The organism is Bartonella vinsonii subsp. vinsonii (assembly GCF_902825235.1).
GTDB classification, from domain to species: Bacteria; Pseudomonadota; Alphaproteobacteria; order Rhizobiales; family Rhizobiaceae; genus Bartonella; species Bartonella vinsonii.
In genome coordinates this window covers 1-341 of the sequence record NZ_CADEAJ010000085.1, presented here as the reverse complement: position 1 = coordinate 341, position 341 = coordinate 1, and the positions used below count along the sequence as shown (strand labels likewise).

Genomic DNA, 341 nt, shown 5'->3' with positions numbered 1-341 from the left:
CTTGAGGGGGTCGTGTTAGCTGAAGGAAACCTTAAGGCACATGCTGGTGGTGATATCCAAGCTGGTCTTTTAGCTGGTGGGGTTGATATGGCAGCAACGGGTGCTGCTGGTGTTGTTGTTCTTGGTGTCCAAGGAGATGTTGATCTTCAAAGTGTGGGAGGGAGAATTAACGCCGCAAACATTTATGGGGCAGGAGATGTGACCCTGGTTTCGCATGATGGGCTTTTTGTTTCCCAATCGATATTGTCTCACCAAAATGTAGCAATCCATGCACAACTAAACACAAATGCCCCTGTTCATTTTGGACAAGTTTTAGCCTATGGCAAGGCCAATATTGAGGG

1 protein-coding gene is annotated in these 341 nt (G+C 47.2%); it reads left to right on the top strand.

From position 1 onward, the window contains the following. On the top strand, positions 1-341 hold a 341-nt coding region (locus J7R12_RS08755), incomplete at both ends, for a hypothetical protein (protein ID WP_208439086.1).